Here is a 25,037-nt window from a genome sequence, read left to right as displayed (position 1 = left end):
CTGACGGACTCGGTCGCACCGGTCTGGGTCAGGTCGGCCTCGACGAAGCGGATTTCAGGGTAGCGCCCGCGCGCGAAGGCGAGCATTTCCGGCGAAATATCGACGCCGACGATGTCGTCGAAGGCCTCTTCATGCAGTTCCAGGATGCGCCCGGTCCCGCAGGCGAAATCGAGGGACCTCGACGCGCCGCGGGCCGCCAGCCCCGCAAGGATCTCCCGGAGCAACGGCGCTTCGATCTCGCGCCAGTTGATGGCGTAATAGCCCTCGGCGAAGGTCCTGACATAGCGCCGGCCATAGCCTGCACCGGTCGAGCCCACCCGGTAGGATTCGGATTGCGGGACGTTCGGCCGGCCCAGGCCTCCGCCCCCGTGCGCTCCGCCTTGGGGTTCCCACTCCCAGGTCGCGCCAACGGCCGAAGCACCGCTGTGTCCGTTCACCAGCTGCGATCTGGACCAATGCATCGGCACCGGAGGCACGGCCAGGGCCAGGCCGGGCCTGATCTGAAGGCGCAGACGCAGGAAGATGGCCAGCGCCAGGTTCAATGCGATCAATGTGGCAACCGATGCCACCGCGGCGCCGGTCAATCCCCAGAACCGGTTCGCCACAACCGTGGCCACGATGTTCGCCCCGGCGCCCACGATCAGCGTCGCGGCTGCAGCCCGCTCGTGCCCCGCCATCGTCATGAGCGACTGCTGCGAGCCGAAAGCGGCCGCTATAACCTGACCGATCAGGAGGATGCGAAGGACGGGGGCCGCGGATTCGAAATCCGGGCCGAGCCAATTCAGCAAGGGCTCGGTGAGCAGGAGCAGCGGAACCGAGATCAGGACCGCCGCCATCAATGACAGCCTGGCGGAGTGGCTCAGCAGCGCCTGAAGTTGCGGTCGATCATCCCCGCCGCCGAAACGCGAGGCCAGAGGCAGGATCGATCGGCCAAAAGCCACCAGGGGGCGCGTCGTCAGCGTCGCCATGCTGAGGGCAATGCCGAAGATACCGGCCTTGGTAATGCAACCCTCGAGGCCGAGCACGATGACACCGGCCCGGTTCAGGACGATCTCGGCGGCGACGATCATCGTAAGGGGCGCGATGGAAGAGCGCCATTCGGTGGTGGCATAATTCGCGACGGCCATGCGGACCGCCTGTGGCCGGACCTCCCGCAGGGTCGGCACGAGCACCATCGCCGCCATCGCCGACCCGACGAGCGTGGAGCCCATGACGAGCGTCGCATCGCGTGGCCAGAGATGGTACCAGGCCGTCAGGAAGATCATGCCGAGAACGAGCCCGTTCAGGACGACACGTTCGATCGTGAGGACCGACAGGGCACCGCCGTAGCTGCGCGTCACGGAGCCGCTGATCAGGAGAAGCGTGAGCAGAGGTGTCGCGGCCAGCGCCATCAGACCGGTTGAGATGACCTCCTGCCGAAATGTCCCGGGATACATGGTGATGAAGGTCGCTCCGAGCACGGCGATCGCCACCGCGGTCGCCAGCGTCCTGCGGACAGCATACTGGATCACGCCCCGGGCGAGGCTGCTCTCCTGCCGCGCGAGATAGGCTGGCAGGAGGCGCATCAGCGAAATATTGAAACCCAGCGTGGAGCTGTAGGCGACCACGCTCGCGCAGGCGAAGGCGAAGGCATAGATGCCGTAGCTATGGGCGCCGATGACCCTGGCGGCGAGAAATTCGACGAGAAAGGCGAGAAAGGCCCCGATCAGATAGGGCAGCAGCGCACGCATGCTGGGGAGCGGAATGGCCCGCTGGGGAGCGGCGACACTCCCGGCTGCCACGATCGCGCCCCGAACCGGCACAGCGGGATGAGCCGGACCGGGGCGCGTTGCTGCACGGTCGGCTGCCGCTGCCGCGGCGGATGTGCCGATCGGGGCGCGAACCGGGCGCCTCGCCAGGACCTCCTCGACGGCTGCGTCCAGCGCGCTGCCGAGCGTCGCCTCGTCGTGAAAGGTGAGCGAGATCACCGGCGTCTCGTGCTCATGCAAGAGGCCGTCGGCGCGAGCGATGACGGGCGCCGCGGCGTGGCTCATTCCGAAATCCGTTTCGGGCGTCTCCGAGGGGGCATCGATGCAGATGATCAGATCGGCCTTTGGCACCTGTTCGAGGGCTGCTTCCAGGGTAGCCGCGCTCAGGGCCCAACTATGCGTGGCGAGCAGGCAGACGGTTTGAACGAAGCCTTGTTCGAAGATCACGATCTGGTCCGACCGGGCCGCCTCCGACCAGGCATGGCTCAGGCTCGCATTATAGTTGCGCAGGACGCCGAACCAGGCCGCATTGGCCGGCGGCAGCATGGCGAGGATATCGAAGCCGGGCCAGAAACCGAGCCTGCGACTGAGCGGGAGGACCGCCGCCGCGGCCCATTTGCCAATGCCGCGGTAGACATGCCCGGTGGTTTGGCCCGGGGGGTCGCGGGCCGGATCCCCTGTCGCGGGCCAGTGGCCCTGAATGATCTCGGCAGTCTGGCCGCTCTCGCGGAGCCTCTCGCACAATTCGCTGGCAAAGCTTGCTCTGCTGGCACCGGTGGCACCGAAAAGATCAATGATCATAAGCCGATACCCTTGCATTGAGAGGCAGTGCCACTGCATTGGGGGCCGGGCGCACTCCGGCGTTTTGACACTCTGCTCCCGTGATTACCGTCGTTCGGCGGCGATGGCGGCTCCACCCTGACGAAGCAGGGAGACCGTGCAGCAGGCGACCCCACAGGTCCCACGATCGGCGTCGGTTGTTCGTCGCGCATCGGATCAACCCTGTCTTCGGCGGCCGGCTGCGGGATTGACCTCAACCGGCTACGCCTGGGGCGCGGCCAGTTCATCCTTCGAATGAACGAAGCCGGCCTCGATTGCGCCCTTGCCGGCGCCTCGGCGCAGGGGCCGGAACGGGCGGCCGGACAGCCAGGAAATGCCGGGTYATCCTTCGTTCGGAGGATGCCGAGTGCCTGCCTGGCGCGTACCAGAGACAGGCTTGGCTCGCTCGGGCGCAGCTGGCCTTTGAAACCGAAGCCCCGAGCGGGAGGAGTCCTCGTTTCTTGTGCGACCTGAACGCCGACCGTGGGCGCCTCGGCTCCAGATCCTCGCATGCGTCTCGATGACCGGATGGTCGCATGAGGCGAGAGCTCAGGCTCAGCGGCAACCGAGCCTCGGTGGGTACGCAGGATGCCGGCTCGGGCGCCCCGCCTGCCCTGTTGTCAGCAGCGTTCCAACAGCTTCCGACGCCTGGAGCGGGTGACACGCCCCCAAGCATCCGCAGGCGAGAAGCCATCGGCGATTCAGCCTGGGAGATTGCGATGCCGGTCGTTCAAATGCGTCCATTCAGCTATGATATCTGTGATCACTCAACAGCGGCCGAGGTCGAGCGTATCAAATCCGCCTATGCGAAATATGCGGAGAGGGATCGCAGAGACCCGGACAGGGAAAGACGCCCCGGACGCCTGCGCATGGTGCGCGATCGCGATGTAGCCCTGTACGGGTTGCTCGATCGGCAAGCGGCCCCTCCCCTCAAGCAATATCGTGTCCTCGACCTGGGCTGCGGGACGGGGGATCTGGTCCGCCGATTGCAGCGCTACGGTTTTCCCAACGACCGCCTGTTCGGGATCGACCTGCTTCCGGAAGCCCTCGCGACCGCCAGACGAAAATGCCCGGAGGTGTCGTTCACGGAAGCCAATGCGGAGAATGTGCCGTTTCCCGACCAGCATTTCGATTTCATCCTGGTCTTCACGGTGTTCTCCTCGATTCTGAGCCCCCTCATGGCCAGGAACGTGGCGCGCGAGATCAATCGCGTCCTGACTCCGAACGGGGTGATCATCTGGTATGACATGCGCTATCCCAATCCCTGGAACCGCAATGTCAGGGCCATGACACGGCGCCACATCCAGGACCTGTTTCCCGAGTTCGAGAGTGAACTGGCCTCGAGAACGCTGATTCCCCCCATTGCCTACCGTCTCGGCGCTCTCACCGATCCGCTCTATCCGGCGCTGACATTCTTCCCCGCCTTTCGCTCGCACTATTTCGGCATGCTGCAACGGGCGTCTGCCGCCGTGGCCGAACCTGGGGACACCGTGTCCTCGCCATTGCGCCCGACCGAACTCAAATCGCGACGGAGCGCTTCCGTCTGACGCCGATGAGCTTGTGCATGGGCTCGCGGGGAAACCGCGGGCCTCCTTGCGCTCTCCCGCCCGTCGAGGCTCAAGCTGCGTGGCGCCGGAGCTGCGCTGCCAGCCCGATCGTGGGGGCCCGGACAGAGGCAGCCATCCGAGTGAAATCCGGGATGTCGCGAGCGACAGCCTCGACGACAGGGCCGGTGATCGCGGCGACCTCCACCGCGGCCGGCAGCTCAGGTCACCCGAGCCAATGCCGATCCCCCGCCCCGACCCAGGCGCCACAGCATCACCCGAGAACGGGGGGTGCGGTTTTCGAGAAGGCCGGGGAACTCACGGAGGGTTGGATCATCGGACCGGATACGCGGATGTCCAGTCGGATGATCTAATGTGAGAGCGCCGCATAACCACGTGCTGCGGGCTCCTCCGCGACAACGCGCGATGGGCGCATCCTGGACTGCACCTCGGCGGTGATCCGATCGATCGACAGATCGCAGCTAGGGGCATCGATGCTGCTGATCCGGATCATGGGGAGCGCGCGTGCGCTGACCATGTCGGAGATCAGGTCGACATGGTCGACATGGTCCAGGCTACCTTGCAGGTCGATTTCGAGGTAGCGCTGAAGTGGACCGATCTTCTGCCAGCGATCCCGAAGGCGCTCCTCCAGAAGGGTACGTGGCGCCTCGAAGCGGATGAGCAGATCCGGCTTCGGCACGATGTCGAGCGCGCGTCCGACGGGGTCGCGGTCGGTTATGCCGCTGAGCAGGATGAGCGAGGCCACCGCCTGGACCATCCCCTGGTCGAAGATCGTGATCGCATCGGAGGCTTGTGCCGCAGTCCATTCGTGATGGAGCAAGGCCAGGTGCCAATACAGACGAATGAACCAAAGCCGATCCTTCGGCGGCAGGATCCGGAAGAGCTCGGCGACGCCAGCGGCCGGACCGGCGGACCTGAGCAGCTTGACGCTGGCCAGGCATTTGAGAATCCCGCGCCTCAGCGGATGGGCCCGCACACCGATCCGAGGGTTTACGACATAGCCGAGGCCGCGCAGATGGGCGGTCAGGGCGGAAACCATCGTCGTTTTTCCGGCCCCGGATGGCCCAAACATCTCCAGGATCATCGCGAGCCTCTCCGTCTTGCCTGGGCGCCCGGGAACCGAGCGCTGACTTCAGGGCATTTGGCTGCGCCATGGTCCCCGCGCCTGGCCATTCCCGCCCGTGCGTGCATTCCATGGATCGACGGCATTTCGCCTGCCCCTCCCCACCCAGGCCCGACGCAGATCGGCTTCGGCCCCGGACGGAATCCGGCTATCCCATTGCTGCCTGGCCTCGCCGAAGCGGCGCTTGAGGCAGCCTTGGGAAACTAGGAAGGAGCCTTGCGAACGTCATCCTCCGTTCGAAGGATGAGGCTCAAGCCCCTGCCTGCCGGGCAGGATCGAGGCGGCGCAGTCGCGGGAAACGATGCGCGAGGGTGCGCTGGTCTCCGGCGGACTGGCCTGCCGGCGGCGGTGCCGGGGCTGGGCTCCCCGCCTGGCCGGGAGGACGGCCGCGAGGCCGCCAGGATCGTCGGCCGGAACGGATCCTGTGCCGGGATTGGTGGCTGCGGCGCGACGTCGCCCCCTTACCCGGCAGGCGACCTGCGGCGTCAGGCCGCGAGACGCATCTTCTCCAGGCGCGAGAAGACCTGCGCGACATCCGCAGCGGGGGTCGGCGGCCCGAAATAATAGCCCTGCACCTCGGTGCAGCCGACCGCCATGACCGCCTCCAGCTGTTCCCGGGTTTCGACGCCCTCGGCGGTGGTCGTCATGTTCAGGCTCTGCCCGAGATGGGCGATCGAGGTGACGATGGCGCGGCAATCCTCCTGCACATGCATGTCTTTGACGAAGGACCGGTMGATCTTGATCTTGTCGAAGGGAAAGCTGCGCAGATAGCTGAGCGAGGAGAAGCCGGTGCCGAAATCGTCCATGCAGGTGCGGATGCCGAAGCGGCGCAACTGGTGCAGCACGGCGAGCGTTGCATCGCTGTCCTGAAGCAGCAYGGATTCGGTGATCTCGAGTTCGAGCCGATGAGCCGGCAGCTGGCTGCCAGCCAGCGCACTGAACACGATCTGCGCGAAGTCGTCGTTGCGGAGCTGGACGGCCGACAGATTGACCGATACCCGGGTGCCGTTCGGCCATTGCGCCGCATCGGCACAGGCGCGCCGCAGCACCCACTCACCTATCGTCACGATGAGCCCGGTCTCCTCGGCGACCGGGATGAATTCTGCCGGCGAGATCGCCCCCCGGACCGGGTGGGTCCAGCGCAGCAGCGCCTCGAAACTGACGATCTCCATCCGCTTCAGATTGACGATGGGCTGATAGTAGACCTCCAGTTCGTTTTCCTGGAGCGCCCGACGGAGCGCATCTTCCAGCGCGCGCCGCGCGTCGATCTGCTCTTCCATGGGGGCTTCATAGAAACAGTAGGTCCCCCGTCCGGTATTCTTCGCCGCATACATCGCCATGTCGGCATGGCGCAGCAGCGAATCGCAATCGCTGCCATCCTTGATGGCCATCGCGATGCCGACGCAGGTCCCGATCCTGATGTCGCGACCGGCGATGCGGAAAGGCTGCCCCATGCGTTCGACGATGCGGGTGGCGATGCGGCGAAGCTCGTCGAGATCGGGGTATCCGCGACACAGGACAGCGAATTCATCGCCGCCGAAGCGAGAGACGATATCGCTGCCGCGGACCGCCTTCTTCAATCGGACGCTGACGGATTTCAGCAATGCGTCGCCCAGTTCGTGACCGAGCGTGTCATTGACGGTCTTGAAACGATCGAGGTCGAGATAGAGCACGGCGAAACTGCCGGCCTCGCCGTGATGAAGTTCGAGCGCGCGCTCCAGATGTTCGCGAAACTGAGCGCGGTTCGGCAAATCCGTCAGCGCATCATGATGCGCCATATAGGCAATGCGCTCCTCCGAGYGCCGGCGCTCGGTCACGTCCTCATAGGTCGCAACCCAGCCGCCATCCGGCATCGGCTGCTGCGAGACGGAGCAGACCGTGCCGGCGGCCAGCTCGAACGAGAACGTCGCCGATCGCGGTCCCGACGCAATGGCCTTCTGATGGGCGAGCAGGGCAGCGAAGCGCTCGTCAGCCACGGTCGTAAGACTCGCCCCCGGCTTGGTGCTCGACGCCGGCAGCTCGAACATCTGGCGAAAGCGCTCGTTGCAGACGATCAGGCGGTGTTCGCCGTCGACCAGCAGCAATCCCTGCGACATGTTGTTCAAGGCCGCATCGAAGCGCTGGTTCTGGGTCCGCAATTCGATGTCGCGCAGCACCAGCATCTCGTTTTGATTCTTCAGACTGTCGTTCTTGCTGGAAATGTCCTCATTGGCCCGTTCGAGTTCGCCCTTCGCGTCCTTCAGCCCGTCGGTCAGCACATGCATCTCGCGATGGGCATGATTGAGCAGCCGGTTGCGAAAATGAAGCAGCAGGACCAGGCCAAGCGACATCAGCACGAGCGTCATGATGATGCCCGAGAAGAACCAGTGCAGGCTCAGAAGCTCACGTTGATCGCCATCGACCTGATCGCCGGAAATGCGGTTGGCCGCGGCCGCGAGGCTCGACATCTTCTGGTCGAGCGGCGCCAGTCGCGCACGGATCCGCGCGGCATTCTCTGGGTTGAGATKGTCGACCCAGGGTTCGATCTCGGCCAGGGCCTGGCGGAATTCATCGACGGTCGCGCGCCTGTCGGCACCTTGATTGACGAACTCCTCGAACTCGCCGGAGCTGAGTAGGCTGAGGCGGTTGAGCAGGATCTGATAGCGCAGCGCCACCTCGTCGGCGTCGACCTTGCTGGACGGAATGCTGAAGCTGGCGACGCGCTCCTGGAAGCGCTGGAGCTCGACGACGGACTGGCTCGCAAGCCAGGTTACATTGTAACGCGCCGTCTGTCGGATCAGATTCTGCTGCTCGACGATAAGACTTGATACATACAATGCAGACAAAACGAGGCCGACAAGAACGGCCCCGAGAAAGGTTTCTATCTTCCGCATCTTCAGCATGAGTTAATCCCGGCAGATTCTCCCACAGATGCTAGACAGTTGCCATTATCTACCCTCTCCCTAGCGGACAATCAACTTTGAAACCTGCCAGGCCGAGCGGCTGTAGAACTTCTGGCTGCGCAACTCAGGGTTGCTGTCATAGGGATAGACGATGAACAGCGGCCCCTTGTCCCGGATCGGCATGTATTCACCATTGCGCTTCAGCGCCAGGATGACGTTGTACTTCGCGAAGTCCTCGAGTGGTATTTCTGTCGTATAGTCGTTGAGTGCGATCGCTTGAACGGTGTCGCCCTTGGCGCCGACCGACTTCATCAGTTTATCGAGAGAGATGCCTTCGAATTTCTGCGGTCCGGAGTACCACGGGGTATTGGTTTCGATTGTCATGAGCCCCATCGCCTCGAGCGCGGCGCGATCGAACTGTGCGGAATCCCCGCTATTGGTCACGGAGATCTTTCCGGATATCGTCAGGATGACCTTGTCCGTCGGAGCGGCCAAGGTCTGGGCGCTGACTGTCCCGGCCATGAGCAGACCAATGGACGAGATCGCGCCCAGGGTGATTCCACGTCGCAATGTGTCTATAGACATGAGGGGCTCCCGATCGGTCCAAGCTCGAAATCCTACGAGCCGGCCATTAAAAACCTCTAAAGCGGAAATCGGTTAAATTATTGATATACTTACACAAGAACCCCGCGAATTCCTCTGCGATTTTGACGTACTAACCCGACCCACGTGCGACCCCTACCGCCCACGAAGGCATCTGGATGCAACATGTCACGAGCGAATAGCCTACCGAATTCAGCCCGCCTCGGAAACCACGCGGTCGAGGGCTACCTGGACAMGACCGAGCGGGCGGACATGCGGGCCGCGGCTGCGAAGAAGATCGAAGAGCTGTTCGATATTCTGCAGATCGACCACCAGAACGATCATAACACGCGCGATACACCGGCGCGGGTCGCCAAGATGTTCGTCGAGGAACTCCTGCACGGCCGCTATAACCCGCCGCCGAAGATCACCGAGTTCGACAATGCCACGAGCTACGACCAGCTGATCGTCACCGGCCCGATCGATGTCCGCTCGACCTGCGCCCATCACCTGATGCCGATCTATGGCGTGGCCTTCATCGGCGTGCTGCCGTCGCCGGAAGGCAAGATCATCGGCCTGTCGAAATATGATCGCATCATCCAGCATTTCGCAGCCCGCCTCCAGATTCAGGAAGAGCTGGTCAAGCAGATCGAGCAGCATATCGTCGAGACCACCAATCCCCGCGGCCTGGCGGTGAGGATCAGCGCCGTCCACATGTGCAAGACCCATCGCGGCGTTCGGGCCAGCCATGCCAGCCGCATGGTGAATAGCTCGTTCTACGGCGAGTTTGCCACAAACGCGTCATACAAGGCCGAATTCATACAGGAATGCACATCTCTGGAACGGTATTAGGGCCCAGATCAATGGACAGCGTTGCAATGATGCAGGACMACAAGCCTGCGCGGACCGTTCACCGGGACGTCTATCGGTCGACCAAGACCTATGACTTCGTCGAAGGCCTGTCCTGCTGCTTCCGCCAATGGCGCGCAACGCATTCGCATTGCAGCCTGGTTCACGGCTATGCGCTGTCCTTCAAATTCATCTTCGCCACCCACGAGCTCGACGAGCGCAACTGGTGCTTCGACTTCGGCGGGATGAAGGAGATCAAGACCTGGTTGAAGCACATGTTCGACCACACGATGATTGTCGCGGCCGACGACCCGCATCTCGACGCGTTCCAGGGGCTGGCCGACAAGGGCCTTGTCGACCTGCGGATCATGCCCGCAGTCGGCTGCGAGGCGACGGCGCGCTACACGTYCGACCATGTTGCGGCCTGGCTTGCCAATCAGATCGGCGAGCGTGTCTGGCYGGAATCGGTCGAGGTCCGCGAGCACGACGGAAACTCGGCGATCTTCGAGCGTCGGCAGGGCTAACGGCTGACGCTTCAAAGCCGGCGCCCCATTCGCAGGCCAGATCGCGGGCCGACCTACCGCCTTTCAGGCCAATCCGGAGGATCGGCTCCGGCGAGTTTACGGGGGAAGCGGGGCAGATCCGTCACCCTGGAGGCGACAGACGGTTCAGCCCCGACGTCGCGCCCTGATCGGCGATGCGGGCTGCCGCCGATCGCAACGGCACATCCAGCGCAGGCCATGTGAGGATCGCCCCCTCCGCGCGACGCACGTCAGATCAGGTCGTGGATGCCGGATTGGGACCGAACTCGGTATGCTGTCGGCTTGACGATCGCGGCGTGGCAATTCCTTCCCGTCTTCAGCGGTCAAAGCGTCCGATTCTGCCTAGACCTCCTGTTTTACCGAGATCATGATGGGCGGTCCCCCGGGTGGGAGCGCAGTTTTTTCGCAGCGATGTACCGGTCCCTTCAAGGCAGCGGGAGTTTGCTATGGCGAAACTCGGTCGCAGCGCCCTCGCCGCCGCGAGCCTTCTCACCCTGGTCTACCTGCCGGCACTGGCTCAGCAAGTTACTGGCACCCTAGGTTCGCCAAGCGCGACGACGACGCTGAGCGGAAAGCAGTTGCCGCCCCCCGATCCGAGATTCGGCGGAGTGATCAACCAGAAGGCTTCGGAATCGAAGGCTTGGTGGGCGCCAAGCATCGTGCCGCCAAAGGGCGCGCCCAACGTGCTGCTCATCATGACCGACGATGTCGGCTTCGGTGCGCCGGGCACCTTTGGAGGCGTTGTTCCAACTCCGGCGCTCGACCGCATCGCAAATAGCGGGATCCGCTACACCAATTTCCACTCCACGGCGCTGTGCTCACCGACGCGCGCGGCGCTGATCACCGGGCGCAACCATCACGTCGCCGGCTTCGGCGTGGTGGGCGAAATCGCGACGGGGTTCCCAGGGTACAATTCGATCATCCGGAAGGAGAACGGCACGATCGGGACAATCCTTAGAGAGAATGGCTACGCGACCTCGTGGTTCGGCAAGAACCACAACACACCTTTCTACCAGGCGAGCCAGGCCGGACCATTCGATCAATGGCCGACCGGATTGGGCTTTGACTATTTCTACGGCTTCGTCGGCGGAGACGCGAGCCAATGGCAGCCAAATCTCTTCCGAAACACGACGCCGATCTATCCGTTCCAGGGCGCATCGGACTGGAACCTGACCACAGCCATGGCCGACGAGGCCATCCAGCATATGAAGCAGCTCAAGGAGGTCGCTCCGGACAAGCCGTTCCTCGTCTACTATGTCCCCGGTGGCACGCATGCGCCGCATCATCCCACGCCGGAGTGGATCACCAAGATCAGCGACATGCACCTCTTCGACGGCGGCTGGAACACGCTGCGCGAGACTATCTTCGCCAACCAGAAGAGGCTCGGCATCATGCCGGCCGAGGCCAAGCTGACCCCCTGGCCCAAAGAATTGCCGGAGTGGGATTCGCTCGGTTGGGAGGAGAAAAAGCTCTTCACCAGGCAAATGGATGTCTACGGAGCTTATCTCGCCTATACCGACCACGAGATCGGACGGGTCATCCAGGCCGTCGAGGACCTCGGTCAGCTCGACAACACCCTGATCATCTATATCAGCGGCGACAATGGCGCGAGCGCCGAGGGCATGCTCAACGGCACGCCGAACGAGTTCACCACCTTCAACGGCGTTGCGGTGCCCGTGAAGGACCAGTTGCTCTGGTACGAGTTCTGGGGCTCGGAGCGAACCTTTCCGCATTTTGCCGCCGGCTGGGCCTGGGCGATGAGCACGCCGTTCAAATGGGTCAAGCAGGTCGCCTCCCACTTTGGCGGAACGGCCCAGGGCATGGCCATGTCCTGGCCCGGCCGTGTCAAGGATGTGGGCGGTATCCGGCGGCAGTTCCACCACATCATCGATATCGTGCCGACGATTCTGGAAGCGACCGGTGTCGCTGCCCCCGCTACTCTCAACGGCATCAAGCAGCGTCCGTTCGACGGCGTCAGCATGATGTACACTTGGGACAAGGCGAGTGTGACCGTGCCATCCCGGCGCAAGACCCAGTATTTCGAGATGCTCGGCAACCGCGCGATCTACAATGACGGCTGGGTGGCGGCCACGACGCCGGCGACCCTGCCCTGGGCACTGAGCACGGCCACGCCTCCGGATGTGATCACGGGCTACAACTGGGAGCTTTACAACATCAGGCAGGACCCCACGGAGTCCAATGACCTGGCTGCGAAATTGCCGGACAAGGTCAAGCAGATGCAGGCGTTGTTCTATTCGGAAGCCAAGAAGTACGACGCACTGCCGCTCGACAATTCGTCGCTCGCGCGCTGGAACACACCGCGTCCGAGCCTGACCGCGGGCCGAACGCTCTTCACCTATTCAGGAGAGCTGTCCGGTGTGCCGCCGAGCGCTGCCCCAAGGATCCTCGACAAGTCATACACCATCACCGCAGAGGTCGAGATTCCCGAGGGCGGCGGCGAAGGCATGATCGTGACCGAGGGCGGACGCTTCGGTGGTTATGGCCTCTTCCTGAGCAAGGGCGAATTGGGGATCGGCCGCGGCAAGCCTGTGTTCCTTTACAATCTCCTCGATCTGCAGCGGACGATCTGGGAAGGGCCGGAACTGACGCCGGGAAAACACAGCATCGTCTTCGACTTCAAATCCGACGGCCCCGGCCTGGGTAAGGGCGGCACCGGCGTCCTTTCCGTCGACGGACAGGAAGTGGCCAGAAAATCGATGGACCATACCATCCCGATCACGTTTCCCGAGGACGAGAGCTTCGATGTTGGCCTGGATACCCGCACCGGGGTCGCGCTGCTGGAGCATCGCTATGACCCACCGTTCAAGTTCACCGGCAAGATCAAGAAGCTGACGGTCAAGCTCGAGCCGGTGCAGTGAACGCAGCCAGATCCCTGCGCGCTCCCGTGCATCTCGTGCGAATATTCGATCAACAAGATGGACCGGGTCCAGGCGATGAAGAACGTGCTGACGATCGCCGCCGTGGCAGAGATCGCAACCGGTCTGGCGCTGCTGGTCGTGCCTTCATTCGCCGCGCAAGCGCTGCTCGGCGAGGAACTGGACGGGGCTGCCCTGCAGATCGCGAGCATTGCGGGTATCGCCCTGGTTGCACTGGGGATCGCCTGCTGGCCCGGCCCGCCTCTGCTGGGCATGTTGATCTATAGCGGCGCGGTCGCACTCTATCTCGCCTATCTCGATCTTACCGGAGCTTCCGACGGCGTCTTGCTATGGCCAGCGGTCATCGTCCACGCCGTCCTGACCGCGCTATTGCTCCGGTCGATCCCGCCGCCAGTTCGCGCCTCCGGATGACGCGCGGCCCCTGAGGTGTTTCGCGCGTGCCCAGGATCGATCAAACATCGAACCTCGACCCGGAATGTCTACGCCGCCCGCACGAGCGGCCCAGCGAGACCGGCGCAGGATGGAGGCCGAGCGCCACGTCCTGCAGCCGATCAGGCGCAACCATCACGATCGCTATCAACCGCGAACAAAGAGTGCGTCGACAGCGCGCACGTCGCCCGACCCCTTTCGGATCAAGATCGGGTTCAGATCGCAAGCGGCAAGCAAATCCTCGAAATCGCTGGCGAGCTGCGAGAGCCTCACAGCAAGGTCAACGAGCTGGCTCGTGTCGGTTTGGGGCATCAGGTTGCGATATCCCCCCAGGATGCGATCGAGCTTGGTGCGGCGGAGCATCGTCCCAGCTTCCTCGTGATTGAACGGCGCGAGTGCGACCGCCCGATCCGCAATGAGCTCGACCAGCGTGCCGCCACTTCCCAGGACAACCATCTGGCCAAAGGGGGGCGCAGCCGTGAACCCGGCCATGGCCTCGACAGCGTCGACAAGCTGTTCCTGCAATTCATAGCCGTCGATCGTCGCCGCGGGCAGCGCCCTGCCGACATTCTCGGCGATGGTCGAGATCGCACGACACAATCCGTCCTCATCGCGAATGTCCAGCATCACGCCACCGACATCCGAGCGGTGCTGCACGTCGCGGGATGCGACCTTGACCACCAAGGGAAAGCCGACCTCCCGAACGCGGGCGATCGCCTCGCTCTGGTCCTTCACGACGATCGATCGTACCAGCGGGATTCCGTAGGCGCGCAACAGTCGGAACGACAACTCGGCATCGAGAGAGCCCGAACACTGCTCAATCTCGCGCCTGAGGCCGGCGACCTCCTTGTTGAAGGGGGCGCGCGCTGCGCTACGCTGCCGGGCCCAGGAACCGGCAGGGCCCGGCTTACCGAGGGCGAGGTTACCGACAGCGCGAAGTCCAGCGTGAAGCCCGCGCAGCAGCGGCACCCCGTGATCGGCCAGCATCGAACGAACGCCCGGATCGACATTCTCCGAAGTCGGCGAGATCACGACCAGCGGTGTTTCGCTCGCCTTGCCGGCCTCTGCATAGACGCCGAGCACATTCATGTAATTCTGCAGCGTCGCAGGGTTCAGGCTCTCCTGCGTGTCCTGAAGGGCGACGACGGCACCGACATTCTCGTCACTGAGAACCGCCTGCATGGCTTCGGGCGTATTGCGATCCTCGACATTGACCGTCGCTCCGAAATCGACCGGATTGTTTCCGGCCGTTCCCGGCAAGGCAGCACGAAGGCGTTGCCCGGTCGCCGCGCAATAGGCCGCAACAGTTACACCCTGCACTTCCGCAACATCGCAGGCCAGGGCGGTCTGACCGCCGGAAATGCCGACGATGCCGATGCTTGCTCCCCGGACCATGCGCCGCGCCACCGCCGAGCATTCGAGCGCCGCGATGAGCTCGTCATAATCCGCGACCGTCGCGATATTGGTCTCCCGAAAGAAGCTGTCATAGGCGTCGCGATCACTCACCAGAGCCCCCGTATGGGCCTGGGTGGCCGCAACGCCGACATCCGAGCGACCAACCTTGAGCACCACCAGGGACTTGCCCGCGGCATGAACGCATTCGGCGGCCTCGGCGAGCGCACGGGGAGACTTGATCGACTCCGCGACCACCCCGATGACCCGTGTCTCATCGTCGTCCGCAAACCAGCGCACATAATCTGCGGCCGCGACCTGGAACTCGCTGCCGACGGTCACGACCTTCGAAAGCCCGATGACCGTCGAGTTCATTACCGAGATCGCCGCCGATCCGGATTGGGCCACCAGCGCGACGTTCCCGGGCTTGAGACGCAGCGACGGCCTGGATGGGTAGAGCGGGATCGAGTCGGTGAAATTGACCAGCCCCATGCAGTTGGGGCCGTGCAAGACGATGCGGCTCTGGGCGCCGAATGCACGAATTGCCCTCTCCTCGTCATGCGAGAAACCGTTGGTGAAGACGATCGCCGAGCGTACGGAACTCGACTCGAGTTCCTGCAACATGCCCGGCACATGCGCTGCGGGAATGGCAATGATCGCAAGGTCAGTCTCCGCGCGGATCTCGGCAACCGAGTTGACGGCGCGCAGACCTTCGATCTGATCGGCCTGGGGATGGATCGGGAGGATCTCCCCCGTGTAGCCCCATGATTTCAGATTGCTGATGACCACGTTGCCCTGCGTGACGCGCTTCGCCGAGGCGCCGATAATGGCCACCGAGCGTGGCCTGACCATGGGGGTGACGTCGATATGCAAGGCGATATGTGGGGGCGGCGGGCGCTGTGTCCGATGGGAGTTACTGCTTGTCTTTCGGGAGCCAGGCTTCCGCCCAGTTCGGATGGGTGTTGAACGAGAAGTTGAACTGAGCGTCCAAGTTCTTGAAATTGTTCGTCACGGCCTCGAAGACGCGCGAATTCGTCAGCGCAAGCTGGTTCAGATCGCGCGCGATGATCTCGGCATAGGTCTTGTAGTGCGCCTTCTGCTGATCCGCCGGCGCCGAAGCCGCATTGGCCGCGACCTTGTCGAACTCGGGATTACAGTAGCTCGTCGGGTTGGCGTAGGGGACGCTGGTCTCATTGCAGACGAAGCTGCGGTCGACGCCGAGAACCGGGTTCGAGCGTCCGGTCAGCGAGATGATCGACGCATCGAAATCATGCTGGGTATAGACTTTGTTGGTCCAGATCTGCTGATCCAGCGCGCTGAGCTTCACGTCGATGCCGAGCGCCGTCCACTGCGCCTGCACGACCTGCGCCACCGCGTCATAGGGCGCGGCCGAGATCACCGCGAGCTCGAGCGCGAAACGCTTGCCGTCTTTCAGCGGAAATCCGGCCTCGTCGAGCAGCTGGGCCGCTCGTTTCGGGTCATAGGCGTACATCGTATCGTAGTTGACCGACGTATCGTGCAGGTTCTTGAACTGCGTTGGGATGGCGTTCTTGGCGGTCTCGGCCAGCCCCTGGTAGACATCCCTTACGATCCGCTGGCGATCGATGGCGTGGAACAGGGCCTGCCGGACCTTGACGTTGTTCATCGGCGAGCGCCGCAGATTGAAGTCGATGACGGCAGTCTCTGGCGCGTTGGTGACGATCGGCACAACCCGGAACGAGCCCCGCTTCGCCGCCTGCTGGGTCGCCGGGACCTGCACCACCTCGGGCCGGAACCAGTTGACCTCGCCGTTGACGATGGCGTTGAGGCGCTGCTGCGGGTTCGGGATGAGCGCGAAGATCACCGAGTCGAGATAGGGCTTGGGCGCCTCCCAATAGTGCGGGTTGCGCACGAAGGTGATCGACTGGCCGCTGACCCATTTGTCGAACTTGAACGGGCCAAGGCCCACCGGAGCGATATTGGCTGGGTGAGTGGCGATGTCCTTGCCCTCGTAGACGTGCTTCGGCATCAGCGGAAACACTTCCTTGTCGAACAGATCGAGCGTCGCGGTCAGCGGCTGCTTGAGCGTCAGGACGAAGGTCTTGTCGTCGGGAGCCGAGGCCTTCTCGACCAGCGGCATGAGCTTGGTGAGATAGGTGTTGAACTTGCCGAAATTCTCCAGCGTGAAGACCACGTCGGCGGCAGAGAACCGCTTGCCGTCCGACCACTTCACGCCCTCGCGGAGGTTGAAGGTGTAGGTCTTGCCGTCCTCGGAAATGGTCCAGCTCTTTGCCAGGCGCGGAACGCGATTGGCTTCGCGGTCATAGGTCATCAGCCCGTCCGCCCAGACATCAGCGGCGAACAGCGCTGGGACCGACGATGTCATCTGGGTGTTCAGATTCGGAATTGTCGTAGAATTCAGCGCGGCGATGACCGTGCCACCCGGGACGGGCTTGCCATCGTCCGCCTGGGCTCCGGCGGAGAGCAGAAGGCTCGACGCTCCCGCAAGCAGTGAGATCGCGCCCAGCCTCTGCATCGTCCACGCATCGCTTCGTTTAGCCTTGTCCATGATGTGCTCTCTCCCTTGGCTTTTTTTGAGTAGTCCCTGAATCAGATCTCGACGGGCCTCGGCATCCTCTCTACGGGGGCCACACCTGCCGGACGCGATGACGCGCCGATTTCGTCCGCGCGGTGACAGGCCACGAAGGTTCCGGTCTGGCCGACCGGTTTCAGCGCGGGGTCGGCCGTCGCGCAGATTTCGATCGCAAAGGGGCAGCGATGGCGGAACCGGCAGCCGCCCTGCATGGGCTCAGGCATATCCGCTCGCACTTGTGTCGCGCTCAGGCTGCGGATCCGGCCACGACGTGGATCGAGCGAAAGCCGCGCGTCGAGCAGCAGCCTGGTATAGGGATGGAAGGGGCGCTCGTAGATAGAGTGGCCGATCTCGACGATCCGGCCGCGATACATCACGGCGGTCCGGTCGGCTATCGACTCCATCGCTCCGAGATCGTGGCTGATCACCACGAAGCCGACATTGGTCGCCTTATGCAGGTCGCGCATCAACTGCAGGACCTGAGCCTGGACCGACACGTCGAGGCTGGACAAAGGTTCGTCGGCGATGATGATCGCCGGCCGAAGCATCATCGCCCGCGCAATCGCAATGCGCTGCTGCTGCCCTCCGGATAGCTGGTGCGGATAGCGGTCGAGATAATGCTCCGGGGGGTTGAGGCCGACCGCGGCAAGATGGCCGGCGAGAAAGGCCCGGGTTTCCCGCGGCGTGGCAAGCTCATGGCGCTGAACGATGTAGCCGAGCATGCGTTCGACCGTCATGCGTGGGTTCAGCGACGAGGCCGGGTCCTGAAACACGGCCTGGACCTGGCGTCGGAAGGCCTGTTTCCCGGAGGAGGCGAGCGAGGCCAGCGAGGTGCCGCGAAACTGCACGTCGCCCGCCGTCGGCCGGTTCAGCATCAGGAGTAGCTTCGCGAGCGTGCTCTTGCCTGAGCCGGACTCGCCCACGATCGCCAGGGTTTCGCCCTCGTTAACATCGAGATCGACGCCATCGACCGCCCGAACCGTGTTCCAGCCGGGTCCGTTGGCGTTGCGGCTGGTGTAGAGCTGTTCGACGCGAGTCATTCGCATGATCGGAGCGGTCATAACTGAAGCTCCCGCGTCAGCCGGCGCGTGCTGAGATCGATCAGGCGCCGGGAATAGTCGTGCTGGGGCTGCTCGAAGAGCGCGATGGTCTCGGCGCTCTCGATCACCTTGCCGGCGCGCATCACGTAGACCCGATCGCAAAGCTCGGCGACGACACCGAGGTCGTGCGTGATGATGGCCATCGCCATGTTGCGCTCCTTGTGCAGCCTGTAGAGCGTCTGCAGGACCTGCAGCTGCACGGTCGCGTCGAGGGCCGTCGTCGGTTCGTCGGCAAAGAGAAGCTGAGGATCGCTGGCCAGCGCGATCGCGATCATCACGCGCTGGCGCATGCCGCCCGAAAGTTCATGCGGGTAGCGACGAGCGAGATTGGCCGGGTCGGGTAGACCTACTTCGTCCAGAAGGGTGAGAACGCGGGTCTTGTCGGAGCCGCGCCCTGCATCCCGGGAGAGCGCCTCGTGGATCTGCCGGCCGATCCGCTGCGTCGGGTTGAGATAGCCGAGCGGATCTTGGAAGATCATCGAGAAGCCGCGCCCGCGGCGCAGGGCCCGCAGGTCGCCGTCGTCCATCGCAAGGATATCGCGGCCCTCGAAGGCAAGCCTGCCGCTCAGTTCCTCGATGTTCACGTTCGGCATCAGGCGCGTCACGGCTCGCGCCATCGTGCTCTTGCCCGAACCGGATTCGCCGACGATGCCGACGCATTCGCCCCGGCGGACCTGGAAATCGACCCCGTCGATCGCCTTCACGACCTTGTGGCCGAGACGCAGATGGACCTTCAGGTCGCGCACGTCGAGAAGAAGCGATGCGCTCATTGCAGCCCTCCCATCCCGTTCGTGCTGCGCGGATCGATGACCTCGTTCAGCCCGTCGGCAAAGAGATTGAGGCCGACCACGGTGATGCAGATGGCTGCGCCGGGAAACAGGCTCATCCACCAGGCGCTGTCCATGTAGTCCTGCGCGACGAAGAGCAACCGGCCCCAGCTCACCCTGCTCGGGTCGGAGAGACCGAGGAACCCGAGCCCGGCCTCGATCAGGATCGCGATACTGGCGTCGAGCGCGACCTGGACGATGATTGGCTGTATCGCGTTGGGCAGGATCTCGCGGAACATGATATGGGCCGTCGAGAGGTCGGCGACGCGGGCGGCCGCGATGAATTCGCGGTCGCGAAGCTTGATGTACTGGCCGTAGACGAGGCGGGCCTCCATCGGCCAGATCGCCAGCGCCACCGCCGCGATCAGCAGCCAGAAATTCGAGCCGAACAGCGCCACTGCGCAGAGCACGAGAATTATGACGGGGAGTGTCTGGAACAGTTCCACCAGCCGCATCAGCGCCGCCTCGACCGGGCCCTGGAAATAGCCGGCGAGGATCCCCAGAGTGCCGCCGACGAGCAGTGCGGCCAGCGCCGCCCCGAGCCCGACGAGCAGGGACGAGCGGCTGCCGTGGACGACCAGCGAGAACACGTCCCGGCCGATATTATCCGTGCCGAACAGGAATTGGGACGATGGCGGCGCGAGGCTGAGCGGGGTCTGCTCCAGCGGATTGTAGGGCGCAATCAGCGGAGCGGCGGTCGCCACGATCACCAGGACGATGAGGATGCCTGCTCCGAGCGCGCCGTGACGCGTCCCGAATAGATTGGCGATATGGGCCTGCCAGCTCCCGACCGGGATGCCGTTGCCGGATGCCGGCGCCATGGCGGTTTTGCTGTCTGACATGGCTTCGACCTCACCGCATGGTTCTGATGCGCGGGTCCAGCGCCGCGTAGAGGAGATCGACGATCAGGTTCATGGCGACGACGGCGACGGCCGAGAAGATCACGACACCGACAACCGTCATATTGTCCCTGAGCCGGATCGAGTCGACGAGCAGCAGGCCAAGGCCCGGCCAGGTGAAGACCGTTTCGAGCAGGACGGCGCCGCCGAGGGCGGAGCCGAAGGCATAGCCCGCGATCGTGACCAGCGGCAGGCTCGAATTGCGCATTACGTGGTTGCGGATGATCTGTCCGCGGCTCAAGCCCTTGGAGCGTGCGGTGATGATGTAGCCTTGCGAAAGCGTGTCGATGACGCTGGCGCGCATGATCCGCGCGATCCGCATGCCCTCGTGGACGCCGAAGGCGAGGACCGGCAGCGCGAGATAGCGCATCTTCTCGAAGAGCCAGGCGAGGCCATGTGTCCGGCTGATCAGCGGGCCGATGCCCTGGGTCGGAAACCAGCCGAGCCGGAGCGCGAACAGCATCACCAGGAGCTGACCGAGCCAGAATGTCGGGATCGCGTAGGCGATCAGGGCGGTGGTCGTCCAGAACTTGTCGACACCCGGCCGGCGCGTCGTTCCGGCCGCGATACCGATCGCCATGCCGAGTGGAATCGCGAGCGCGAAGCTGACCGAAGCCAGCAGGATCGTCCGCGGCGCCCGCTCGAGGATGAGGTCGAGAACGCCGCGCTGGTTCTGATAGGAGAATCCGAAATCGCCCTGCGCGACATTCAGCAGATAATTGCCGACCTGAACGAGGAAAGGGTCGTTCAGGCGATACTTCTCTTCGATCGCCTGCCGATACGCCGGCGGAACCGGGTAGTCGCCGACGAGGGCCTGCACAGGATCCCCCGGGATCATGTGCAGCATGGAGAACATCAGGATGATGATCGCCAGGAGCAGAGGGATTGCGTAGAGCGCCCGCCGGCCGACGAAGCGAAGCATCGGACCGCGCCCTCAGTTCAGCCGGAAAAATTCAGCGGCGTTGCCGTACAGCCATTTCTCAATGACCTTTTCCTTGAGCGGCAGCTGCTTGTACTGCTCGATGATGCTCTCGAAGGAGGTTCCGAACAGGTAGCGCGAGAGCCCGACCATGACCTTGTCCTGGAGCAGCGTGTTGCCGAACTGCAGGAACTGCTCCCAGCCTGAGCCGGGCTGGCTGAAATAGCGGGGATGATGGGCCGCCGTATCGACATAGAGCCGCGGGTGTCGGCGGAGCAGCCCGACCATCTCGTTCACCCAGGGCCATCCGGCGAGGCCGGCCACGATCCTGAGCTCGGGAAAATCGATGGCGACATCATCGAGATAGCGCGGATGCCCGAGATCGTACGGCCGGTCATTGGCGTAGTTCATCGCCGTGTAGATGCGGACCGGGACGTCGAGCTCGGCTGCCTTCGCGTAGAGCGGATAGTAGCGGCGATCATTCGCGGGCACGCCGTTATACAGCGCCGACAGGCGCAGGCCGTTTGCGCCCTCCTCCTTGACCAGCCGCTCGAATTCGCGAACCGCCCGCATCCCGTCGAAGGGGTCGAAGGTCGTGAAGAGGAAAAAGCGGCCGGGATGGGCCTGGTGAATCCGGCCCGTCGCACTGTTCTCGGCGCCGACCAGCAATCCCCGCGCGATACCGGCACGGTCCATATCCTCGACCAGCCGCACGAGACCGCCGTCGTCAGCCTCCCCCTTCTTCGGAGCCGCCTCTTTGCTCCTGAAGACATTCCCGTAATTGGCGAATCCGTAGCCCTCGGGCCGCGGCAGCGACTGGGCGAAGGGCGTGCCCGGCCGTCCTCGCGAGATGCGCTCCAGATCCGGATTCGCCTCGCTATGAGGCAAGCTCAGTTCCATGTCGATCACGCGGCTCATTCACATTTTCTCCGTGACGAGTGCAGGCGCAGATATCCACCCGCCTTCGATAATTGAGCGCTCGCTTCGGAGTGGAGTCAAGAGAGTGATTAATTCCTTCCAAAAATGTTCACTATCTTGACATTTGAGCCAAAGAGGCCAATTCTCACCCCGACAACGCAGGGGCAGGTCGAGGCTCTCAACCCCGCTCATCAAGCGCATCCGGTAAATATCAAACAATAATCGATCGAAATAATACGAACGAAGCCAACTACATAGATGGAGAAACTCTTGAAGATCCCCGCAGACGATCCCGACATCGCAACAACTCTCGTCAAGGGACTGGCTGTTCTGGAGACTTTTCGTCCGAATCGCACATTGATGAGCAATGGCGAGATCGCGAAGGAATCGGGGATCAACCGTTCCACGGTCGCACGTTTGACCTATACGCTGGAAAGAATGGGCTACCTCAGGCAGGAGAAATCCAAGTTCCGGCTGAGCTGGCGCGCGCTCATGCTGGTCAACCCGCTGCTGGTCAACCTGAAGCTGCTGCACATCGCGCGGCCCTCGATGCAGAAGCTGGCTCAGGACCTCGGAGGGACCGTCTCGATCGGCACGATCGACCGAACCAACTTCGTCTATCTCGAGACCTCGCGGGTGAACGAGAACATCTGGACCTCGCCCGACCTCGGCACGATCGGGCCGCTGCTGCCGGCCACGATCGGTCATGCGCTCGGCTCCCTCCTGTCAGAGGACGAACTCAAGCTGAAGCTCGAAGAAATGAAGCGTCGCTCGCCCGAACTCTGGACGAAATACTCCGAATCCTTCCTGCAGGGCGTCATCGATTGCCGCAGCCGGGGGTTTTCTGTGGCCAAGGGCGTCTGGATTCCGGGCACCCATTCCGCTGGCGTGCCGCTGATCCGGGACGCCAACGGCGATTGCTTCGGCATGAACTGCCGGGTGCCTGTGTTCCGGCTCAGCCCCAACCAGATCGAAGACGAGGTCGCACCCCGGTTGATTTCGCTGGCTGCGAATATTCGCAATCAACTGAGCTATATCATGCCGAGTTGACGGCGATCACTCAGTCGACCTGGCGTAGCCTTGGCAAACTCGCCCCCGGCGCAATGCGCTCGAGCGATTGCGAACCGTAGATCGTCGAGAACCACATATCGGATAGGGTGCTCGCCACGAGTTGGGGCTTGGCTTGAAACCCAGCGAGCGAAGGCTGGGTCTGCCCGTAGATCTTCAACAACAGCTCATCGACCATTCCGATCAGGCAGAAGATGGTCAGTTTGAGTTTTTCAACATCCCACAGCTCGAGCTGTCCTTCGCGGCGCAGCCTGGCGAGGACGCGCTCCACCATGGCGTTGTCGGCGCTACGGCCAACCTCGGCGATCAGCTCGTCCTCGTCCTTGAGCCGGAAATGGCAACGCATGAGTCCGACATTGCGACGGAAGCATTCGACATAGTGCAGGTTGGCCTGGTGGATTGCTTCGTATTGCGACGCATCACGGGCAATTGGGTGGCGCGATGCGCGCACGAACATGAAATAATCGGCGATAGTCTTAGCAACGACATCGCGCTTGGCTGCGAAATACCGGTAAAACGTCCCGTGCGCGACACCAGCGGTCGCCGCAATGAGATCAACCGAAATTGCGTGATAGTTTTTTTCTCTGAGAAGGCGCGCGGTTGCCAGCTCGAGCTGCAGCTCAGTGCGAATGATCTTCTTCTCGCTTTGCGCGGCAGCCAAGCGTTTCTCCAGGTAATCCACGTAATCGAAATTTACGTTTTCCAACAACAAGGGCCCGCCCTTCTCACTATCGCTTCTGACAGCACACTCAATCGCGCCGCAATCTCAATACCAGCATAGCGCGCTTGACAAAAAATGACACTATCGTCACTTTTCAAATATGCCTCTCATTCGGAGCCGGATCAAATGAGTTCGACCGGAGCGACGATCGATTTCAGAAGCGTTCGAAAGACGTATGGAAAGTTCGTCGCGCTGGAGAGCTTCTCGATGCATGTCGAGCGCGGGGAATTCATGACCCTGCTCGGGGCGAGCGGCTCTGGAAAGACGACCGCCCTCAACGCGCTGGCAGGCTTCACGGATATCGACAGCGGTGAAATTCTCATCGACGGAGTGCCGATCACGAAGCTGCCGACGGAGAAGCGCGACATCGGCATGGTGTTCCAGAGCTATTCGCTCTTTCCCCATCGCAATGTCATCCGCAACATTTCCTTTCCCCTCGAGATGCGCGGCGTGCCGCGGGCCGAAGCCCGGCGGCGCTCGGAGAAGGCGCTCCAGATGGTGCGGCTGGACACACTAGCGAACCGCATGCCGCACGAACTGTCCGGGGGCCAGAAGCAACGCGTGGCCTTTGCACGCGCGGTCGTGTTCGAGCCCCGGGTGCTGTTGATGGACGAGCCGCTGGGCGCCCTTGATCTGAAGCTGCGAGAGACACTCCAGCTCGAGATCAAGGAATACCAGCGCCAGATCGGGTGTACCGTCATCTATGTCACCCATGATCAAGGCGAGGCGCTGACGCTCTCCGACCGGCTGGCGGTCATGGACAAGGGCCAGGTCCTGCAGATCGGCCCTCCGGAAGAGCTCTACGACAAGCCGCAATCACGCTTCGTCGCGGAATTCGTGGGTGCAAACAACATCCTCAAGGTCGAGGGCGCCGCGCCAGCGTCCGTCATGCTCGAAGGGCTTGGCCGCGTGTCCGGGAATGTCGCGCATCTCTCGGCGGCCAGCTTCGCGTCAATCCGGCCGGAGCTCATCCAGATCCGCCAAGATGCCGCCGGCGCGCATCGGGCCACCCTCGCGGAGGCCGTCTTCTTCGGCAATTCCGTCCGCTACGTGCTGCGCGCTGCGGACGGCAAGGACATCTCGGCCATCGAGCCACGCAGGCCAGGACAGGACGTGCTGCCGCTGGGCACGCCGATCAGCTTCGATCTCAACGTCGCTGACCTCGTCTCGCTCACGGGTTGAGCT

Annotated in this window: 19 protein-coding genes; 7 read left to right on the top strand and 12 right to left on the bottom strand. The window is 63.2% G+C overall.

Annotated features, from left to right (window positions below; genetic code table 11):
- A partial coding sequence (locus AC1D34_RS12125) for a methyltransferase domain-containing protein (protein ID WP_476824317.1) occupies window positions 1-2,549 on the bottom strand: 2,549 nt, incomplete at its 3' end.
- Between the two features lie 737 nt (window positions 2,550-3,286).
- Here AC1D34_RS12125 and AC1D34_RS12120 point away from each other — a divergent pair.
- Window positions 3,287-4,114 (top strand): class I SAM-dependent methyltransferase, encoded by an 828-nt coding sequence (locus AC1D34_RS12120; RefSeq protein WP_476824316.1) that lies wholly within the window; start codon window positions 3,287-3,289, stop codon window positions 4,112-4,114.
- 367 nt (window positions 4,115-4,481) lie between these two features.
- Here AC1D34_RS12120 and AC1D34_RS12115 read toward each other — a convergent pair whose 3' ends face one another.
- From AC1D34_RS12115 to AC1D34_RS12105, 3 genes are all read right to left on the bottom strand, one after another.
- Window positions 4,482-5,171, bottom strand: coding sequence for a hypothetical protein (locus tag AC1D34_RS12115; protein ID WP_476824315.1), 690 nt, complete (start codon window positions 5,169-5,171; stop codon window positions 4,482-4,484).
- Between the two features lie 569 nt (window positions 5,172-5,740).
- Complete coding sequence (locus AC1D34_RS12110; RefSeq protein WP_476824314.1) at window positions 5,741-8,137, bottom strand: putative bifunctional diguanylate cyclase/phosphodiesterase; 2,397 nt, start codon at window positions 8,135-8,137, stop codon at window positions 5,741-5,743.
- 60 nt (window positions 8,138-8,197) lie between these two features.
- The gene (locus tag AC1D34_RS12105) at window positions 8,198-8,659 is read right to left on the bottom strand and encodes a putative pterin-binding protein (protein WP_441493515.1); all 462 of its coding nucleotides are present in this window, start codon (window positions 8,657-8,659) and stop codon (window positions 8,198-8,200) included.
- A gap of 246 nt (window positions 8,660-8,905) precedes the next feature.
- Here AC1D34_RS12105 and folE point away from each other — a divergent pair, with 246 nt between their 5' ends.
- The 4 genes from folE to AC1D34_RS12085 all read left to right on the top strand — a co-directional run bounded on the left by folE (window position 8,906) and on the right by AC1D34_RS12085 (window position 13,418).
- A complete protein-coding gene (folE, locus tag AC1D34_RS12100; protein ID WP_476824313.1) occupies window positions 8,906-9,571 on the top strand; it encodes a GTP cyclohydrolase I in 666 nt (221 codons plus the stop codon).
- A 26-nt stretch (window positions 9,572-9,597) separates the two neighbouring features.
- The gene (locus AC1D34_RS12095) at window positions 9,598-10,092 is read left to right on the top strand and encodes a 6-pyruvoyl trahydropterin synthase family protein (RefSeq protein ID WP_476824312.1); all 495 of its coding nucleotides are present in this window, start codon (window positions 9,598-9,600) and stop codon (window positions 10,090-10,092) included.
- Between the two features lie 464 nt (window positions 10,093-10,556).
- On the top strand, window positions 10,557-12,989 hold the full coding sequence (locus AC1D34_RS12090; RefSeq protein ID WP_476824311.1) for an arylsulfatase: 2,433 nt from the start codon (window positions 10,557-10,559) through the stop codon (window positions 12,987-12,989).
- A gap of 57 nt (window positions 12,990-13,046) precedes the next feature.
- Complete coding sequence (locus AC1D34_RS12085; RefSeq protein ID WP_476824310.1) at window positions 13,047-13,418, top strand: hypothetical protein; 372 nt, start codon at window positions 13,047-13,049, stop codon at window positions 13,416-13,418.
- 165 nt (window positions 13,419-13,583) lie between these two features.
- On the opposite strand, the gene AC1D34_RS12080 is transcribed toward AC1D34_RS12085, so the two are convergent.
- The 7 genes from AC1D34_RS12080 to AC1D34_RS12050 form a co-directional block, all read right to left on the bottom strand.
- Complete coding sequence (locus AC1D34_RS12080) at window positions 13,584-15,680, bottom strand: acetate--CoA ligase family protein (protein ID WP_476824309.1); 2,097 nt, start codon at window positions 15,678-15,680, stop codon at window positions 13,584-13,586.
- A 61-nt stretch (window positions 15,681-15,741) separates the two neighbouring features.
- Window positions 15,742-17,376, bottom strand: coding sequence for an ABC transporter substrate-binding protein (locus AC1D34_RS12075; RefSeq protein WP_476824308.1), 1,635 nt, complete (start codon window positions 17,374-17,376; stop codon window positions 15,742-15,744).
- A gap of 41 nt (window positions 17,377-17,417) precedes the next feature.
- Window positions 17,418-18,440 (bottom strand): oligopeptide/dipeptide ABC transporter ATP-binding protein, encoded by a 1,023-nt coding sequence (locus tag AC1D34_RS12070; protein ID WP_476824307.1) that lies wholly within the window; start codon window positions 18,438-18,440, stop codon window positions 17,418-17,420.
- Between the two features lie 17 nt (window positions 18,441-18,457).
- A complete protein-coding gene (locus tag AC1D34_RS12065; RefSeq protein WP_476824306.1) occupies window positions 18,458-19,270 on the bottom strand; it encodes an ABC transporter ATP-binding protein in 813 nt (270 codons plus the stop codon).
- Window positions 19,267-20,169: an ABC transporter permease gene (locus tag AC1D34_RS12060; RefSeq protein WP_441493499.1), complete on the bottom strand. Its 903-nt coding sequence runs from the start codon at window positions 20,167-20,169 to the stop codon at window positions 19,267-19,269. Before AC1D34_RS12060 ends, AC1D34_RS12065 begins: the two co-directional genes overlap by 4 nt.
- A gap of 10 nt (window positions 20,170-20,179) precedes the next feature.
- Window positions 20,180-21,148, bottom strand: coding sequence for an ABC transporter permease (locus AC1D34_RS12055; RefSeq protein WP_441493498.1), 969 nt, complete (start codon window positions 21,146-21,148; stop codon window positions 20,180-20,182).
- Between the two features lie 12 nt (window positions 21,149-21,160).
- Window positions 21,161-22,063, bottom strand: a complete 903-nt coding sequence (locus AC1D34_RS12050) for an amidohydrolase family protein (protein WP_441493497.1) — start codon at window positions 22,061-22,063, stop codon at window positions 21,161-21,163.
- A gap of 270 nt (window positions 22,064-22,333) precedes the next feature.
- Here AC1D34_RS12050 and AC1D34_RS12045 point away from each other — a divergent pair, with 270 nt between their 5' ends.
- Window positions 22,334-23,113 (top strand): IclR family transcriptional regulator, encoded by a 780-nt coding sequence (locus AC1D34_RS12045; RefSeq protein ID WP_441493496.1) that lies wholly within the window; start codon window positions 22,334-22,336, stop codon window positions 23,111-23,113.
- A 10-nt stretch (window positions 23,114-23,123) separates the two neighbouring features.
- Here AC1D34_RS12045 and AC1D34_RS12040 read toward each other — a convergent pair whose 3' ends face one another.
- The gene (locus AC1D34_RS12040) at window positions 23,124-23,843 is read right to left on the bottom strand and encodes a TetR/AcrR family transcriptional regulator (RefSeq protein WP_441493495.1); all 720 of its coding nucleotides are present in this window, start codon (window positions 23,841-23,843) and stop codon (window positions 23,124-23,126) included.
- A gap of 135 nt (window positions 23,844-23,978) precedes the next feature.
- On the opposite strand from AC1D34_RS12040, the gene AC1D34_RS12035 reads away from it, so the two are divergent.
- Window positions 23,979-25,034, top strand: coding sequence for an ABC transporter ATP-binding protein (locus AC1D34_RS12035; protein ID WP_441493494.1), 1,056 nt, complete (start codon window positions 23,979-23,981; stop codon window positions 25,032-25,034).
- Window positions 25,035-25,037 lie beyond the last annotated feature (3 nt).

This window comes from Allobosea sp. P1_A7, assembly GCF_056406775.1.
Note: the sequence above shows the minus strand (reverse complement) of the source record. Positions and strands in the feature narration are given on the sequence as shown.